This is a genomic window from Microbacterium sp., from assembly GCF_011620665.1.
In the GTDB taxonomy this organism is placed as follows: domain Bacteria; phylum Actinomycetota; class Actinomycetes; order Actinomycetales; family Microbacteriaceae; genus Microbacterium.
This window is the reverse complement of sequence record NZ_WOYQ01000056.1, coordinates 1-12,875: the sequence shown is the minus strand read 5'-3', so window position 1 is coordinate 12,875 and position 12,875 is coordinate 1. Positions and strand designations below refer to the sequence as shown.

Here is a 12,875-nt window from a genome sequence, read left to right as displayed (position 1 = left end):
CGCGGAAGGCGCGGGGCGCGGGGGGGCGGGCGGGGGGCGGGGGAAGTACAGTTAGCCGGCGGCGGCGCGGACGCCGGCCATGAACCGGCGCACGTCCGCATCGACCAGGATGTCGGCGGGACGCAGCGGGCGCGAGAGATACAGGCCGTCCAGACTCGTCAAGCGCGACAGCGCGACGTAGGTCTGTCCGGGAGCGAAGGCGCCGGAGCCCAGGTCGACGATCGCGCGGTCGTACGTCTTCCCCTGGGACTTGTGGATCGTCACCGCCCACGCCAGCCGCAGCGGAAACTGCGTGAACTCCGCGACGATGTCTCGGGTGAGCTTGCGCGACCCGGGGTCGTAGGCGTAGCGGAACCTCTCCCAGACGGCCGGCTCGACATCGTGCTCCTCGCCGTCGATCTCAACGCGCACCGTGGTTCCCGCGATCCGCGTCACGGTGCCGATCGAGCCGTTCACCCATCGCGGGCCATCGCCGCCGTAGCCCGTGATGTCGTTGCGCAGGAACATGACCTGCGCGCCGACCTTGAGCTGGAGATCCGCGTCTGCGGGGTAGGCGGCATCCCCCCGCCCGAAATCCCCGCTGATCTCGGCGCGCGCGGTCTGGACGGGTCCCGGCAGCGCGTCGAGATGGCGCTGATTGATCCGATTCACGATGTCGTTGCGCGTCGCCAGTGTGATGATCGGCGGCTCGTCGTCCGTCGGCTCCGGCGGTACGCGCGCACCCGCCGCGTTGAGGGCCGCCGCGATGTCGGCTGTGACGACGCCGTGCCGCACGGCCGTGAGCATCGCCTTGAACCCGTCGTCGGCTTGCCGGTGGATCTCGCGCAGCTCGCGGATCTGCAGCGGCGCGCCCACCCGGCCGAGGTCGAGAAGCCCGTCCGATCGGATGGCGGAGCCGTCGGCCGAGGGACCCGCCCACACCTGTGCGTCGAAGAACCAGAAGGACCGATAGCGGTCCTGGATGTAGCGCAGTTCATCGCCCCGGGGCGGCACCGGCGAGAGCTGGTAGGGGTCGCCGAACATGACGACCTGCACGCCGCCGAACGGCTCCGATCGCCGCCTGCGCGCTTGTCGCAGAGAGCGGTCGATCCCATCCATGACATCGGCGTTGACCATCGAGATCTCGTCGATCACCAGAGTGTCGATCGCATTGAGGATCTTGCGCGTCGGCTCGGACTGCTCCAGCTCGCTGTCGGCGATGAGCCCGATGGGCAGCCGGAACAGCGAATGGATCGTCTGCCCCTCGACGTTCAAGGCCGCCACGCCCGTGGGCGCGCACACGGCGATCTGCTTGTCGGTGTTCCACGCGAGATGCTGCAGCAGCGTCGATTTGCCGGTGCCGGCGCGACCGGTGATGAACACGTGCTCACGCGTGTCCTCGATGAGGCGGAACAGCGCTTCCTGCTCGGGGGACAGAGACGGGGCGCTCATCCTCACCATGCTAATCATCAGGCGCCTTTCTTAGACTGACGCCATGGACGGGATCGAGGAGCGCGAACCGGCGGATGCCGCCATTCCCCCTCCCGCACGATCCCGCCGCCGTCGCGGCCTGGCGTTCGATCTGACCGCGCTCGCGCTCGTCGGCGTGCTCCTGACCGGGGCATTCGGAGCGACAGGCGTCCTGATGTACCGGAACTTGTACAGTCCGACGGCATTCGTGCTGAACTACCTCGAGCTGCTCGGCAGCGGACAGGCCGCCGATGCGCTGGCACTGCCGGGTGTCGCGATCGACTCCTCCACACTCTCCAAAGCGGCGCTGTGGACCAGGGCGAGCGACGCGCTCCTGCGTCGCGATGCCCTCGCGCCGCTCGGCAGCGCCACCGGAGTCAGCGAGGTCGCCGACGACGACGGTTCGACCCTCGTGGCGGTCGCGTACACGGCCGGCGGCTACGAAGGGCGCAGCACCTTCCGCGTGCGACAGGACGGGTGGTTCGGCGTCGCCCCGGCCTGGCGCTTCGCGGAGAGCCCCCTCGCCGTGATCGATCTCACCGTCCGCGGCGCGATGCAGTTCCAGGTGAACGGCTTCGAGATCGACAAACGCCAGGTCTCACCGGATGGGGCGGATGCCGATCCGCTCGCGCCCGTGGCCCTCCTCGTCTTCTCTCCCGGGCTCTACTCCATCGAGGTCGATACGGCGATCTCGACCAGTCCCGGCGTCGCCGTCCTCTCCGACACGCCCGCCGCCGACATTCCGGTGGACCTGCAGACCGAGCCGACCGCTCAGTTCACATCGGTCGTGCAGAATGAGGTGGACGCCTTCCTCGCGGAGTGCGCGGCGCAGCAGGTGCTGCAGCCGACCGGATGTCCCTTCGGGCTCACTGTGCGCAACCGCATCGTGGACCTGCCCGCCTGGACGATGGTGCAGCAGCCGACCGTGACGCTCGTGCCGTCGGGGCCGGACTGGATGATCGAGCGCACCGAGGCGACCGCGCACATCCAGGTCGGGATCCAGTCGATCTTCGACGGGTCGATCCGTCAGATCGACGAGGACGTCCCGTTCTTCCTCACCGGTCAGGTCACGATCCTGCCGGACGGCTCGGCATCCATCGCCGTCGCCGGAACCGACTGACCTCAGCGCGCCGCGCGGGCATCTCGTTCGGCGAGCGCCTGCAGACGGGCGTTGTATTCGCCCAACTCCGCCTCTCCGGTGCGGTCGGCCTGCCGGTCGTCGCGTCGCTGTGCGCGGTCGTCGTTGCGGCTCCACTGGATCGCGACCGTCATCGCGAGGATGAGTGTCGGGATCTCACCGATCGACCAGGCGACGCCGCCGCCGATGTACTGATCCTCGAGGGGCGTCGCGCCCCACGTGCGGCCCATCGACCCGAACCACTCGGCGACCAACAGCCCGGAACTCATCATGATCGCAATGCCGAAGAATGCGTGCATCGCCATGACCCCGATGAGGATCAGGAGGCGGAACGGGTACGGCAGCCGGTAGGGGACCGGATCGATGCCGATGAGGGATTGGACGAAGAGGTATCCCGCGATCAGGAAATGCGCGACCATCCACTCGTGACCGAGGTGATCGTAGAGCGACCAGCGGAACAGGTCGGTGTAGTAGAACAGCCAGAGGGACCCGATGAACATGGCCGCCGCGAAGAGTGGATGCGTGACGACGCGCGAAAACGGCGTGTGCACCGCCCAGAGGATCCACTCGCGTCCGCCCCGGGTGTCGTCGTCGCGTTTCCTGATGGCTCGGGCGGCGAGGGTCACGGGGGCCCCGGCCACGAGCATCATCGGGATCGCCATCGACAAGAGCATGTGCCCCATCATGTGCATGCTGAACAGGTAGTCCTGATAGGCGTTGATCGGCCCGCACGTGACCCACAGAAGCAGCAGCATGCCGCACACCCAGAGGATCGTCCGGTAGAGCGGCCACCTGTCGCCGCGTCGGTGCATCCGCCACACGCCCACGAGGTAGAAGAACAGGCCGAAGCCGACCACGAAGGCCCACAGGACGTCGACGTCGACTGCCGTGAGCCACTGCGTCATCGTGAGCTCCGGCGGCAGCGTCGATCCGGTCAGCACCTCGGCGGGCGTCGGCACCGGGGGAAGGCTCGTGTCGATCGGCGGGGGCGTGCGGGCGAGCGCCACCGCGGCGCCACTGGCGATGCCCATGAAGGCGAGTTCCAGAGCGATCAGGCCCCAGAAGGCGCGTCCGGGGCCGGTGATGCGGATGCGGCCGATCACTCGGCGGCGGTACCAGGCGCCGAGGCCACCCATGCCGAGGAGAGCGACGACCTTCACTGCGAGGATCGCGCCGTACGGCGAGAGCACGTTCTCCCAGGCGAGCAACCCCACGACCGCCCGGGCGACGCCGGACAGCGAAACAACGACGAATGCGGCCAGCGCAATGCTCGAGTAGCGCTCCAGCACGTCTGCGAACTCGCGCTGGCTGAGCCTCGGCCGGACGATGACCAGCAGCAGGAGGCCACCGAGCCAGACCGCCGCGGCGATGAGGTGGAGGGCGAGAGCGGTGACCGCCGTCGTGTGACCGGACTCGTCACCCGAGTGCCCCTGCGTCGCCATCGGAATCAGCGCCGCCGCCGCGAGCACCGCGACGACGACGGTCGGGGTCCAGCTCCTCACCGCGAACGTCAGCACCGTCAGGAGCGCGCCGGCGAGCGTTGTGATCGTCCAGGCGCGACCCGGCTCCGTATCCACGAGGAAGCGTCCCAGCTGCTGGCCGAACTCGGCATCGGCGCTCGGGGTGGCGTTGAAGATATTGACGAACGTCAGGAACGCAGTCGCGGCGCTCGCGACGGTGAACACGGCCGCCGAGACCGAGGCGGTATCCAGCGCCGTGTCGAAGCCCTCGGTGCCCGGGCGCAACGCGAAGAGGGCCAGGACGAGGGACCCCAGCATCCCGGCGGCCGACAGGTTCACGGCGAGCGTCGCCATCGGCAGGCCCCACCGCACCACGGGACCGGGGTCGGCGATCAGCAGGGGCGCCGCGCCGCCGCCGTAGAGAAGGGCCGTGACGAGAGCCAGCACGGCCGCGACCGCCACGATCACCGGTCCAGCCGGACGCAGCGCGCGGGAGTTCACTCGACCAGCCTACGCACGCGGGAGGGGGATGCCGTGCGACATCCCCTCCTCGGTGGCGAGTTACTTCACCGCAGCTTTGAGCTTCGAGCCCGCGGTCACCTTCACCCGCTGACCGGCAGCGATCTTGATCTCCTCGCCGGTCTGCGGGTTGCGGCCCGTGCGAGCGGACGTCTCGACGCGCTCGAACGCGATCCAGCCGGGGATCGTGACCTTCTCGCCCTTGGCCACAGCCTCGGAGACGGAGGAGAAGAGAGCGTCCAGCACGCCCGAAACGGTGGACTGGCTCTGCCCTGTCGCGGAGGCGATGCTGGCAACGAGCTCGGTCTTGGTGATGGCCATGGGGTTGTCCTCCAGACGGCAACGCGTGCCGGCTTTTCGTTACTTCGGACCGGGGGCGGACCCCCGGGTTGGTCGGTGGGACCGTCCCCGAATATACCCAAACTCCGCGGAAATTCGCCGATCCTGGGCCGTCGTCCGCCATATCGACCAGATGTCAGCCCCTGATGCGGACAATGCGGTCTCGAGTGGCTGCGCGCGAACCGCTGACGGCCCGGACCTCCGAGGAGATCCGGGCCGTCAGCGAACGAGGTGTTCTACCAGCTCGACTTGGTCACGCCGGGCAGTTCGCCCCGGTGCGCCATGTCGCGGAAGCGGACACGCGAGATGCCGAACTTCGAGAGGTGGCCACGGGGGCGACCGTCGATGGCGTCGCGGTTGCGCAGCCGCACGGGCGACGCATTGCGCGGCAGCTTCTGCAGGCCGACGCGCGCGGCCTCGCGCGCTTCGTCGGTCGCGTTCAGGTCGACGAGGGTCTTCTTCAGCTCCGCACGCTTGGCCGCGTAGCGGTCGACGACCACCTTGCGCTGCTCGTTGCGCGCGATCTTGCTCTTCTTGGCCATGGGATCAGCGCTCCTCTCGGAATTCGACGTGCTTGCGGATGACCGGATCGTACTTCTTGAGCACGATGCGATCGGGGTTGTTGCGGCGGTTCTTGCGCGTCACGTAGGTGTACCCGGTGCCGGCCGTCGAGCGCAGCTTGATGATGGGACGTACGTCCTGAGCCTTCTTCGCCATCAGAGCTTCACGCCCCGCGCGACGAGGTCCTTCACGACCGACTCGATGCCGCGGGCGTCGATGACCTTGATGCCCTTGGCCGAGACGTTCAGCGTGATCTTGCGACCCAGCGAAGGAACGTAATAGGTCTTCTTCTGCACGTTCGGGTCGAAGCGTCGCTTCGTCCGGCGGTGCGAGTGCGAAATGCTGTGACCGAAGCCGGGAATTGCTCCAGTCACCTGGCACACTGCTGCCATAGTGATGTCTCCTCAATACCGTGAGGCCGGACGGCCCCACCCAAGATCCCTTGTCTGCACCCGCGGCTCATCCGACCGTTTCCGGCTGGTGGAGAGGGAGCGGGCGCGAACTGCGTGCTGGAGTGCGCGCAGACAAAGACCCATCGTAGCATGACCGGGCGAGCGACCTGACGGATCCCAAGTTCCGGCCGGGCGGGCCGCTACCCGACGAAGCCCCGCAGCAGAGCCTCGGATCCGGCCAGATGCTCGAGCATGGCCGCCTCAGCGGCATCCGCTCCGCCGGCGAGGATCGCCGTGACAATGCGCTCGTGCTGCGCGTTCGAGTGGCCGATGTTGCGCGGAAGCAGGGGGAAGGTGTCGAGCCACTCATTCACGCGGGATCGGTTCTCGGCGACGAGTGCGACGACCGATGGGATGCCCGCGACCTCGGCGATCGTGAGGTGCAGCAGCGTGTCGGCCCGGCGATAGTCGCCCTCACTCGCCGTGCATGCGACGTCATGCCGCGACCAGAGTTCGGCGCGCGATGCCGAATCGAGGGTCCGTCCCGCCGCGGCCCGCGCGGCGCCGGCCTCGAGCACCCGCCGCAGGCCGAGCACGTCGTCGAGCGCGGCCTGAGCTACGGCGCCGGCCGGAGCCGGACGCGGGAGCGGGTCGGCGACGAACGTCCCGCCGTACCGCCCCCGACGCCGCACGAGGAAGCCGGTGTCGGCCAGCTCGCGGATCGCCTCGCGGACGGTGTCACGGCTGACGGCATAGAGCGCGGCGAGCTCGCGCTCGGGCGGCAGCGACTCTCCCGGTGCGACGACGCCGAGGCGAATCGTCTGCATGAGCCGCGCAACGGTGTCTTCGAGGGCGTTCCCCTCGCGCACCGGCCGGTAGACGGCCCGGCGCACCTCGCGCAGCGGATGCTCGCTCATGAGTGTGCTAGAGGGGCGTCACGTAGGCGTTGGTGATGCCGCCGTCGACGACGAAGGCGGTCGCGGTGATGAACGAGGCGTCGTCCGAGGCGAGGAACGCCACAGCAGCGGCGATCTCCTCCGGCTCAGCGAAGCGTCCGACCGGAACGTGCACGAGTCGTCGCTGGGCCCGTTCCGGATCCTTCGCGAAGAGCTCCTGGAGCAGCGGCGTGTTCACCGGACCCGGACACAGCGCATTGACCCTGATCCCCTGCCGAGCGAACTGTACGCCGAGCTCCCGGGTCATCGCCAGCACGCCGCCCTTCGACGCGGTGTAAGAGATCTGCGAGGTCGCCGAGCCGAGGAGCGCCACGAACGAGGCCGTGTTGATGATCGACCCGCGGCCCGCGGGCACCATGCTGCGCAGCGCCGCGCGCGAGCAGAGGTACACGCTCTTGAGGTTGACGTCCTGCACGCGATCCCACGCGGGCAGCTCGGTCGTCTCGATCGAGTCGTCGTCGACGGGCGAGATTCCGGCGTTGTTGAACGCGATGTCGAGTCTGCCGAACTCTTCGGCGACGCCGTCGAAGAGCTGGTCGACAGACTCCTGATCCGCCACGTCGACCTCCCTGAAGACTCCGCCCACCTCGGCGGCCGCGGCGGAGCCGGTCGATCCGTCGAGGTCGGCGATCACGACCATCGCTCCCTCGGCGGCGAAGCGCCGAGCCGTCGCGAGGCCGATGCCCGAGGCGCCGCCCGTGATGACGGCCACCCGATCCCTCAGGCGCTGAGTGAGATCCATGCTGTTCCCTTCCGGTTGTTCACGAGGCATCCGTCGCGAAGAAGACGTTCTTCGTCTCCGTGAAGTGCTCGGCCGCATCGGGGCCGAGCTCGCGGCCGAGACCCGAGGATTTCATTCCCCCGAACGGCGTCCAGTAGCGCACCGAAGCGTGCGAGTTCACCGAGAGCACCCCGCTCTTGACTCCGCGTGCGACGCGCACGGCACGCCCGAGATTCTCGGTCCACAGCGAGCCGGCCAGCCCGTAGACGGTGTCGTTCGCGAGCCGGATCGCCGCCTCCTCGTCGTCGAACGGCAGCACCGCAACGACCGGCCCGAACACCTCGTCCTGCGCGATCCGCTCATCTGGCCGGGCCAGCACGACGGCGGGAGCCATCCAGAAGCCGTCCCCTGCGGGGGCGGAGCCGCGAAAGGCGATGTCGGCTCCGTCGAGGAATCCTTCGACGCTCGAGCGGTGTGCGGCCGAGATCAGCGGCCCCATCTCGGTGGTCTCCAGTGTGGGATCCCCGACGCGCCAGGCGGCGACGGCCGGCTCGAGAAGTTCGAGGAAGCGGTCGTAGACCGAACGCTGAACGAGGATGCGGCTGCGCGCGCAGCAGTCCTGACCGGCGTTGTCGAACACCGCCCCGGGGGCCGCTGCGGCCGCCTTCTCGAGATCGGCGTCGTCGAAGACGATGTTGGCGCTCTTGCCGCCCAGTTCGAGCGTCACCGGCTTCAGCGCCCGCGCACACCCCGAGGCGACCTCGACGCCGACCTCGGTCGAGCCGGTAAAGACGACCTTGCGCACAGCGGGGTGCGAGACGAACCGCTCACCCACAACCGAGCCCTGCCCGGTGACGACCGTGAAGAGGCCTTCGGGAAGACCGGCCTCGAGCGCGAGCTCACCCAGGCGGATGGCGGTGAGCGGCGTGAGCTCGGCAGGCTTGAGCACGACGGCGTTGCCGGCGGCGAGCGCCGGGGCGACCCCCCACGACGCAATCGTCATCGGGAAGTTCCACGGCACGATGATCCCGACGACGCCGTAGGGCTCGTGAAATGTCACATTCAGCCCGCCCGCGACCGGGATCTGCTGGCCCGAGAGCCGCTCGGGGGCTCCGGCGTAGAAGTTCAGCACCTGGGCGACGTGCGAGGCCTCCCAGCGGGCCGACCCGATCGGATGCCCCGAGTTGCGCACCTCGAGCTGGGCGAGATCCTCGACGTGCTCTTCGACGACCCGCGCGAACGAGCGCAGCGCATCCGCGCGCGCGAGCGGGGGCAGCCCCGACCAGGTGCGCTGCGCGACGACCGCGCGCTCGATCGCGGCGTCGACCTCGTCGAGGCTCGCACGCGGCACCTCGCCGAATGCCTGCCCCGTCGCCGGGTTGATCAGCGTGAACACGCTGCTCATGCCTCGACCTCGTGCCGTCGGCGGGCGGATGATGCGAGACGATACGCGGACGCCTCGGCCACCAGTCCCTCGAAGAGCCGGCGGTCGTCACTGTTCTCCTCGGGGTGCCACTGGACGGCGACGAGGTATGGCTCGCCCTCGGGCGACTCGAACGCCTGAACGAGCCCGTCGTCAGCGGTCGCGACGGGGAGGAGTCCCTTGCCGAGCTGGTCGATGCCCTGGTGGTGATAGCTGTGCACCGCGAACGTCCCCGCTCCGATGAGGGCCGCGAGGCGGGTGCCGCCGTCGACGTGAACCGCGTTGTCGGCGAACACTCCGCCGCCGATCCGATACCGCTCGGTGCCGAGCGCCTCAGGCAGGTGCTGGTGCAGCGTGCCCCCGCGTGCGACGTTCACGAGCTGAAGCCCGCGGCAGATCGCGAGCACGGGGATGCCGCGCTCCTCCGCTCCCCGGTAGAGCGCGAGCTCCCAGTCATCGCGGTCCGGCCGGGCCGGGTCGGTGAGCGGGTGCCTCGGTTGCCCGTAGAGCTCGGGCTGCACGTCAAGGCCTCCCGTGAGGATGAGTCCATCGAGTCCATCGAGCACGGCTGCGGCGGCATCCGTCGCGTGCGGCTGCGGCGGGAGCAGGACCGCGGCCCCTCCCGAAGCGGTGACCGAGTCGAAGTACTGCTGCGGGAGGAAGGCGGCGCGGACATCCCACACGCCCTGCCTGGCCTGCTCGAGATAGGTGGTCAGCCCGATGACCGGACGCCGCGCGCCATCAGAGTCGTTCGAAGCCACGCACCCGCTCCCAATCCGTCACGGCAGCGTCGTAGGCCTCGACCTCGATCCGCGCCTGGTTCAGATAGTGCTCGACCATGTCGTCGCCGAAGGCGGCGCGCGCGATGGTCGACTCTTCGAACAGCCGAGCGGCTTCGCGCAGGGTCGTGGGGAGGTGGTCGACTCCCGACGTATACGCATTGCCGGTCAGCGGCGCAGGGAGAGGCAGTTCGCCCTCGACCCCGTGCAGTCCGCCGGCGATGATCGCGGCGATGCCCAGGTAGGGGTTCACGTCGCCGCCCGGTACCCGGTTCTCGACACGGAGCGACTGACCGCGGCCGATCACCCGGAGCGCGCACGTGCGGTTGTCGATGCCCCACGCGACCCCGGTCGGGGCGAACGAGCCCTTTGCGTAGCGCTTGTACGAGTTGATGGTCGGGGCGTACAGCAGTGTGAACTCTCGGAGGGTGGCGAGGATCCCGGCGATCCAGTGCTCCATGAACGGACTGAACCCGCGCTCCCCGTCGCCCGCCATCACGGGTGTTCCGTCGGCGTCTCGGACCGAGAGGTGGATGTGGCAGCTGTTGCCCTCGCGCTCGTTGAACTTGGCCATGAACGTCAGGGCCTTGCCGTGCCGGTCGGCGATCGCCTTGGCGCCGTTCTTGTAGATCGCGTGCTGGTCGGCCGTCTCGAGCACCTCGGCGTAACGGAAGGCGATCTCCTGCTGGCCGAGGTTGCATTCGCCCTTGACGCCTTCGCAGTACATGCCCGCGGCGTCCATGGACACACGGATGTCGCGCAGCAACGGCTCGAGGCGACCCGACGCGAGCAGGTCGTAGTCGACGTTGTAGTCGGTCGACGGCGTGAGGTCGCGGTATCCCCGGGCCCAGGCATCCCGATAGGTGTCGTCGAAGACGAGGAACTCGAGCTCGGTGCCCGAGTAGGCGGTCAGCCCACGGTCGGCGAGGCGGACGCGCTGACGGTTCAGGATGTCGCGCGGCGACTGCGCGACCGGGTCGCCGTTCTCCCACCCGAGGTCGGCGATCACAAGCGCGGAACCGGGCTGCCACGGCACTCGGCGGAGCGTCGCGGGATCGGGGATCAGCATCATGTCGCCATACCCCTTCTCCCAACTCGACATCGCGTAGCCGTCGACCGTGTTCATGTCGACGTCGACCGAGAGCAGGTAGTTGCAGGCCTCGGCGCCGTGCGTCAGGATCTCCTCCTCGAAGAGGCGCGCCGACACCCGCTTGCCGACCAGGCGTCCCTGGGCATCGGCGAAGGCGACGATCACCGTGTCGATCTCGCCGGCGGCGACCGCGACGGCGAGCTCGGTGGCGCTCAGGTTTCCCGGCATGCTGCCCACCCTCTGTCCGACGTGCCGAAAGCGCGGCTCCCGCGGCCCGCGCTCGGCATCCACTCTAGCCAGAAAGTTGAGCGCAAAGGTAGACACAGCCCACCAATAGGCATCACAATCATGCGCAATGACGCGCCCACGCGCCCCACCCCAATGCACGGAGGACCGATGTCTCAGTCGAGCGACCACACGGCGAAGGTTGCGGGAGCAACCTATACGCGCGCCGGCAAGGAATACTTCGAGAAGCGCGGGTTGAAGCGGTCCGCCGGCATCTGGGGCCTCTGGGGCCTCGCGGTCGCCGCCGTCATCTCGGGCGACTTCTCGGGCTGGAACTTCGGCATCGCCTACGCCGGGTTCGGCGGGATGCTCATCGCGTTCGTGATCCTGGTGGTCATGTACTACGGCATGATCTTCTCGATCGGGGAGATGGCGGCCGCGATGCCGCACACCGGAGGCGCGTACTCGTTCGCACGATCGGCGATGGGACCCTGGGGCGGTCTGGTCACGGGCTTGGCCGAGACGATCGAATACGTCGCGACCACGGCCGTGATCGTCTACTTCTCCGCCTCGTACGCGGACGCGATCACGAGTGAGCTGCTGGGATTCACGATGCCCGCCTGGGTCTGGTGGATCATCCTCTACGCCGCTTTCATCGCGCTCAACGCCGCCGGGGCCGCGATCTCGTTCAGGTTCGCCATCGTGGTCTCGATCATCGCCATCGCGATCATCCTGGTGTTCTCGGCGATGGCGCTGCTGTCGGGCCAGTTCAGCTGGGACAAGCTGTTCGACATCGCGCCCGACCCGGGCCAGACGGCGTTCCTGCCGCACGGCGTCGTGCCGATCCTGTTCGCTCTGCCGTTCGCGATGTGGTTCTTCCTCGGCATCGAAGAGCTGCCTCTCGCGGCCGAAGAGTCGCACAACCCGGAGCGCGACATCCCGAAGGCCGGTTTCATCGCGCGCACCACCCTCATCGTCACCGGCCTGCTGGTGCTGTTCCTCAACACCGGCGTCGTCGGTGCCGAGGCGACCGGGGCGGCCGGCGAGCCGCTGCTGGACGGCTTCCGCGCGATCGTGGGCGACCAGCTCGCCGCCGTGCTCGCCCTCTTCGCCCTCATCGGATTGCTCGCGTCACTGCAGGGCATCATGTTCGCATACGGACGCAACATGTACTCGCTGTCGCGCGCCGGGTATTACCCCAAGTTCCTCTCCCTCACGGGCAAACGCCAGACGCCGTGGGTCGCGCTCGTGGTCGGCGCTGTGATCGGCTTCGCCGCGCTCGTCCTGGTCGACGCCCTCGGCGGCGCCACCGGGGTCGCGGGGGCGATCGTGCTCAATATCGCGATCTGGGGTGCGGTGATCGCCTACGCGCTGCAGATGGTCTCGTACGTGATCCTGCGCCGCAAGTTCCCGAACGCGCACCGCCCGTACCGCAGCCCGTGGGGCATGCCCGGAGCGGTGATCGCGGGCGCAATCTCGGTGCTGATCTTCTTCGGCTTCTTCATCAACGAGCCGGCCAGGCCGGCGATCATCGCGATCGCCGTCGTGTACGTCGTGATCCTCCTCGGCTTCGCGCTGTTCTTCCGCCACCGCCTCGTGCTCTCGCCCGAAGAGGAGTACGCCCTCTCGGGCGGCCAGCACGGCGACCCGCAGGTCGAGGGGTACGACGCGATGGAGGGTGAAGTCTTCGACGAGAAGCCCTAGCCGTAATGGAATTCCTCAGCCCATCCCACCACTTCTGCGTCATGGCAATTCTTCACAGGAGATGGGAACGCATCTCGGCGATCATCCGCGCGACGGTGTCTGGCACCACGAGATGTCGA

Annotated in this window: 13 protein-coding genes; 2 read left to right on the top strand and 11 right to left on the bottom strand. The window is 68.6% G+C overall.

Annotated features, from left to right (window positions below; translation table 11 throughout):
• Positions 1-51: 51 nt before the first annotated feature.
• Positions 52-1,431: a DEAD/DEAH box helicase gene (locus QZV81_RS07560; protein ID WP_292835172.1), complete on the bottom strand. Its 1,380-nt coding sequence runs from the start codon at positions 1,429-1,431 to the stop codon at positions 52-54.
• Between the two features lie 43 nt (positions 1,432-1,474).
• On the opposite strand from QZV81_RS07560, the gene QZV81_RS07555 reads away from it, so the two are divergent.
• Entirely contained in the window at positions 1,475-2,569 is a 1,095-nt protein-coding gene (locus QZV81_RS07555; protein ID WP_292835169.1) for a hypothetical protein, read from the top strand.
• Positions 2,570-2,571: 2 nt separating this feature from the next.
• Here the strand turns inward: QZV81_RS07555 and QZV81_RS07550 are convergent, their stop codons facing one another.
• From QZV81_RS07550 to QZV81_RS07505, 10 genes are all read right to left on the bottom strand, one after another.
• On the bottom strand, positions 2,572-4,548 hold the full coding sequence (locus QZV81_RS07550) for a bifunctional copper resistance protein CopD/cytochrome c oxidase assembly protein (RefSeq protein WP_292835166.1): 1,977 nt from the start codon (positions 4,546-4,548) through the stop codon (positions 2,572-2,574).
• A 60-nt stretch (positions 4,549-4,608) separates the two neighbouring features.
• On the bottom strand, positions 4,609-4,887 hold the full coding sequence (locus QZV81_RS07545) for an HU family DNA-binding protein (RefSeq protein WP_203190217.1): 279 nt from the start codon (positions 4,885-4,887) through the stop codon (positions 4,609-4,611).
• Between the two features lie 254 nt (positions 4,888-5,141).
• Positions 5,142-5,447, bottom strand: a complete 306-nt coding sequence (rpsN, locus tag QZV81_RS07540) for a 30S ribosomal protein S14 (protein ID WP_292835160.1) — start codon at positions 5,445-5,447, stop codon at positions 5,142-5,144.
• Between the two features lie 4 nt (positions 5,448-5,451).
• Positions 5,452-5,622 (bottom strand): 50S ribosomal protein L33, encoded by a 171-nt coding sequence (gene rpmG / locus QZV81_RS07535; RefSeq protein WP_005051772.1) that lies wholly within the window; start codon positions 5,620-5,622, stop codon positions 5,452-5,454.
• Positions 5,622-5,858 carry a 50S ribosomal protein L28 gene (gene rpmB / locus QZV81_RS07530; RefSeq protein ID WP_292835157.1) on the bottom strand — a complete coding sequence of 79 codons (237 nt, stop codon included), beginning with the start codon at positions 5,856-5,858 and terminating at the stop codon, positions 5,622-5,624. Before rpmB ends, rpmG begins: the two co-directional genes overlap by 1 nt.
• Positions 5,859-6,058: 200 nt before the next feature.
• Positions 6,059-6,775, bottom strand: a complete 717-nt coding sequence (locus tag QZV81_RS07525) for a GntR family transcriptional regulator (RefSeq protein ID WP_292835154.1) — start codon at positions 6,773-6,775, stop codon at positions 6,059-6,061.
• 7 nt (positions 6,776-6,782) lie between these two features.
• Positions 6,783-7,556, bottom strand: a complete 774-nt coding sequence (locus QZV81_RS07520; RefSeq protein WP_292835151.1) for a 3-oxoacyl-ACP reductase — start codon at positions 7,554-7,556, stop codon at positions 6,783-6,785.
• Positions 7,557-7,575: 19 nt separating this feature from the next.
• On the bottom strand, positions 7,576-8,940 hold the full coding sequence (locus QZV81_RS07515) for an aldehyde dehydrogenase family protein (protein WP_292835148.1): 1,365 nt from the start codon (positions 8,938-8,940) through the stop codon (positions 7,576-7,578).
• The gene (locus tag QZV81_RS07510; RefSeq protein ID WP_292835145.1) at positions 8,937-9,719 is read right to left on the bottom strand and encodes a gamma-glutamyl-gamma-aminobutyrate hydrolase family protein; all 783 of its coding nucleotides are present in this window, start codon (positions 9,717-9,719) and stop codon (positions 8,937-8,939) included. The genes QZV81_RS07515 and QZV81_RS07510 overlap by 4 nt, the downstream gene beginning before the upstream one ends.
• Positions 9,700-11,055: a glutamine synthetase family protein gene (locus QZV81_RS07505; RefSeq protein ID WP_292835142.1), complete on the bottom strand. Its 1,356-nt coding sequence runs from the start codon at positions 11,053-11,055 to the stop codon at positions 9,700-9,702. The genes QZV81_RS07510 and QZV81_RS07505 overlap by 20 nt, the downstream gene beginning before the upstream one ends.
• 168 nt (positions 11,056-11,223) lie before the next feature.
• Here QZV81_RS07505 and QZV81_RS07500 point away from each other — a divergent pair, with 168 nt between their 5' ends.
• Complete coding sequence (locus tag QZV81_RS07500) at positions 11,224-12,756, top strand: amino acid permease (RefSeq protein WP_292835139.1); 1,533 nt, start codon at positions 11,224-11,226, stop codon at positions 12,754-12,756.
• Positions 12,757-12,875: the final 119 nt, after the last annotated feature.

Excerpts from the sequence above, each read along its gene's own strand:
- QZV81_RS07500 (WP_292835139.1), top strand. The coding sequence starts at position 11,224 with ATGTCTCAGTCGAGCGACCACACGGCGAAGGTTGCGGGAGCAACCTAT.
- rpmG (WP_005051772.1), bottom strand. The coding sequence starts at position 5,622 with ATGGCGAAGAAGGCTCAGGACGTACGTCCCATCATCAAGCTGCGCTCG.
- QZV81_RS07515 (WP_292835148.1), bottom strand. The coding sequence starts at position 8,940 with ATGAGCAGCGTGTTCACGCTGATCAACCCGGCGACGGGGCAGGCATTC.
- rpsN (WP_292835160.1), bottom strand. The coding sequence starts at position 5,447 with ATGGCCAAGAAGAGCAAGATCGCGCGCAACGAGCAGCGCAAGGTGGTC.
- QZV81_RS07560 (WP_292835172.1), bottom strand. The coding sequence starts at position 1,431 with ATGAGCGCCCCGTCTCTGTCCCCCGAGCAGGAAGCGCTGTTCCGCCTC.
- QZV81_RS07505 (WP_292835142.1), bottom strand. The coding sequence starts at position 11,055 with ATGCCGGGAAACCTGAGCGCCACCGAGCTCGCCGTCGCGGTCGCCGCC.
- QZV81_RS07525 (WP_292835154.1), bottom strand. The coding sequence starts at position 6,775 with ATGAGCGAGCATCCGCTGCGCGAGGTGCGCCGGGCCGTCTACCGGCCG.
- QZV81_RS07520 (WP_292835151.1), bottom strand. The coding sequence starts at position 7,556 with ATGGATCTCACTCAGCGCCTGAGGGATCGGGTGGCCGTCATCACGGGC.
- rpmB (WP_292835157.1), bottom strand. The coding sequence starts at position 5,858 with ATGGCAGCAGTGTGCCAGGTGACTGGAGCAATTCCCGGCTTCGGTCAC.
- QZV81_RS07545 (WP_203190217.1), bottom strand. The coding sequence starts at position 4,887 with ATGGCCATCACCAAGACCGAGCTCGTTGCCAGCATCGCCTCCGCGACA.
- QZV81_RS07555 (WP_292835169.1), top strand. The coding sequence starts at position 1,475 with ATGGACGGGATCGAGGAGCGCGAACCGGCGGATGCCGCCATTCCCCCT.